Source organism: Nocardia sp. NPDC003345, from assembly GCF_053589395.1.
Genome location: NZ_JBSFRU010000501.1, coordinates 1 through 2934, shown reverse-complemented (window position 1 = coordinate 2934; position 2934 = coordinate 1). Strand labels below are relative to the sequence as shown.

Genomic DNA, 2934 nt, shown 5'->3' with positions numbered 1-2934 from the left:
AGCGCGGCCGCGGATTCCTCCGGTTCGTCCTCCTCGATGCCCGGCGATTCCAGCAGTTCCACCGGCGCGGCGGTGAACAACGCGGGCCGCTGCCGGGCGATCGGGCTGCCGTCCTCGGCCTCGGTGCCCTGCGGTGCCTCGTAGGGACCGGACACATAGCTGGCGTTGAACCGCAACGGATCCGAGGCGTCACTCTTCAGATAGCCGGAGCCCGGCACGCTCGGTAGATGGTAGGCATCGGTGATACCCAGCACTGCCCGGGACTCGTTCGCGGAGAAGGTCCGCAGGCCGATCCGGTAGGACAGATGCGATTCCAGGCCGCGCAGCTTGTTCTCCTCGAGACGCTGCGAGGCGAGCAGCAGGTGCACATGCAGTGACCGCCCCAGGCGCCCGATCATCACGAACAGTTCCGCGAAATCCGGTTTCTGCGAGAGCAATTCGGAGAACTCGTCGACCACCACGAACAACGCGGGCAGCGGATCCAGCGGGACGCCGGCGGCCCTGGCCTTCTCGTAGTCGTTGACATTGGCGTAGTTACCGGATGAGCGCAGCAGCTCCTGGCGGCGGTTCATCTCACCGGCCAGGGCGTCCTTCATCCGGTCTACCAGCGACAGTTCGTCTTCCAGGTTGGTGATCACGGCCGCGACGTGCGGCAGCGGATCGAGACCCAGGAAGGTCGCGCCGCCCTTGAAGTCGACGAGTACCAGGTTCAACGCGTCGGGGGAATGAGTGGTGACCAGCGAAAGCACCAGAGTGCGAAGGAATTCCGATTTGCCCGAGCCGGTGGCGCCGATGCACAGGCCGTGCGGGCCCATACCGTTCTCCGCCGATTCCTTGATATCGATCTCCACCGGTGACCCGTCCGGCGTGATACCGATCGGCACCCGCAGCCGTTCGCGAGCTGTCCGCGGCCGCCACACCCGGGCCGGATCGATCTGAGCGGCGTCGGGGATCTTCAGCAGGGCCATCAGGCCCGGGTCGGCGGTGGTGCCCTCCCCCAGGCTCACGATCTGCGCCGCGGTGGCGAGCCGATAGCGCGCCAGCGCCCGGGCGAACGCCTCCGCCTCGGCGATACCCACCACATCGGCGGTCGCGAATCGCTCGACCCCGGCGGCGCTCTTGGCCGACACCTCGCCGTTGGCACAGACGAGTTGCAGACCCCGGCGGGCGGCCAGCCCGTTCTCCGGGGCCGTCAGGTCCAGCACGGTGACCGAATCCAGGCCGGATTCGGCCACCAGCCGCTCGTTGCCGTTCACGTAGCCGTCGTCGATGACGATCACCAGATGCACCCGGCCCTGGGTGGGCTGCGGATTGCGCATGAACCGGCCACGCTCGAGCAACTCACCCGACAACGCGGTCTCGAGCTCCCCCAGCGACTGATACATCATCCGCACCGAGCCCATCCCGTCGCGCTGGGCGACATGCTGCAGATGCGGTAACCATTTCGCCCAGGACCAGACCGGCGCGTCGGGATCGCTGCATACCACGGCGACGGATAGGTGGTCGGGCCCGTGGAAGGTGGTCAGCTCCATGATCATCGACCGCACCAGGGTGCGGGCCTCGTCCGGATCACCGCCGATATTGATGGCCGGGAACGCGCGCAGCGATACCGCGGTCGGCAACTTGTGCACCACCGAATGGGTGCGCACGAACCGGCGCAGGGCCACCGTCGACACCGGTTCCAGATCTTCCAGCGGTCCCGTCTCCGGCCGGGCCAGTTTGGTGGCCAGCCGGTGGCTGCCCTCCCCGACCCGCACATGCCCGAAGTCCGGGTCGTTGGGGCGGCGCTCCCACATCCGGCGGGTACCCACGAGCGAAGGCAGATCGGCGGGCACGGGATGGCTCCAGCCCAGCGATTCCAGCTGTTTACCGCCGGTCCGGCGCACATCACGGCGCACCTGGTCGAGGTAGCGGAAGTAGTCCTTGCGTTCCTCGTTCAGCTCGACCGCGCGTTTACCGCCGCCGCCGCGATACCCCGCCATCATGCCGACCATCGACATGATCATCATCATCGGGAACATCATCATGAACGGGTTGGCCAGCATATTGCGGCCCATCATCGCCATCATGGCGATCATGCCGACCACGGCGATCACCATCACCACCGGCATGATCTTCATCATCAGCGGCGCCGGGATGGCCCGCGGTACCTCCGGTGGCGCCGTCAGGGCAACCTCCCCGCCGGGAGCGCGCGGCGGTGCGATCCGGGGCCGGCGGACAAAGCCTTCGGTAGCCATGGTTCCTTCTTCGATCGGCGGCGTGCGGTCGGGACCGGGCCGCTAGGGGTCCAATTCCAGGTCCAGGTCGCGGCGCGGGCGGCGGAACGGATAGGCCACCGCGGCGCCGAGGGCCAATCCGGACAGACACAACACCGAACCGGTGATCGCGATCCAGCGCTGCCGCGGATCGGGTCCCGGCGCGGTGACCGGCGCCGCGATCGGCGCGCCGTCCGCGGCGCCGACGCTCACCGGTACGGCCGGGAGCTCGGCGGTGAGCGCGGCGAGCGGGTCGATCAGACCGTGCCCGATACGGTCGTCGCGGCCGGTGCCCGGGCCGTGCGCGGTACGGGTGATCCGATCCATCACCTGTGCGGCCGTGAGCTGGGGAAAGCGCGATCGGATCAGCGCCGCGAGCCCGGCCACATAGGGTGCGGCGAAACTGGTGCCCTCCACCGAGCGGATACCGTCGCTGGTCTGCACACCGTCCACCAGACCGGTACCGCCGGGTTTGCTGTCCAGCGAGACGATCTCGCGGCCGATGGCCGCCACCTGCACCCATGGGCCGTTCAGCGAGAGTTCGGAGACCTGACCGGTCGGGTCCACCGATCCCACCGCGAGGACGTAGGGCGAGAACCACGCCGGACTGGCGACGGTGGCCACCGACTCCCAGCCGGAGCCGGAGTTCTGGTCCTTACAGGCGCCGTCGGTCTGCAGG

The 2934-nt window shown here is 68.4% G+C and carries 2 protein-coding genes; both read right to left on the bottom strand.

Going from position 1 to position 2934, the window contains the following annotated elements:
* Positions 1–2237, bottom strand: a 2237-nt coding sequence (gene eccCa, locus ACWDU1_RS31240; protein ID WP_450003996.1) for a type VII secretion protein EccCa, incomplete at its 3' end; no start/stop codon positions are given.
* A gap of 42 nt (positions 2238–2279) precedes the next feature.
* Positions 2280–2934 (bottom strand): S8 family serine peptidase (locus tag ACWDU1_RS31235; protein ID WP_450003995.1); only part of this gene is annotated, 655 nt, incomplete at its 5' end.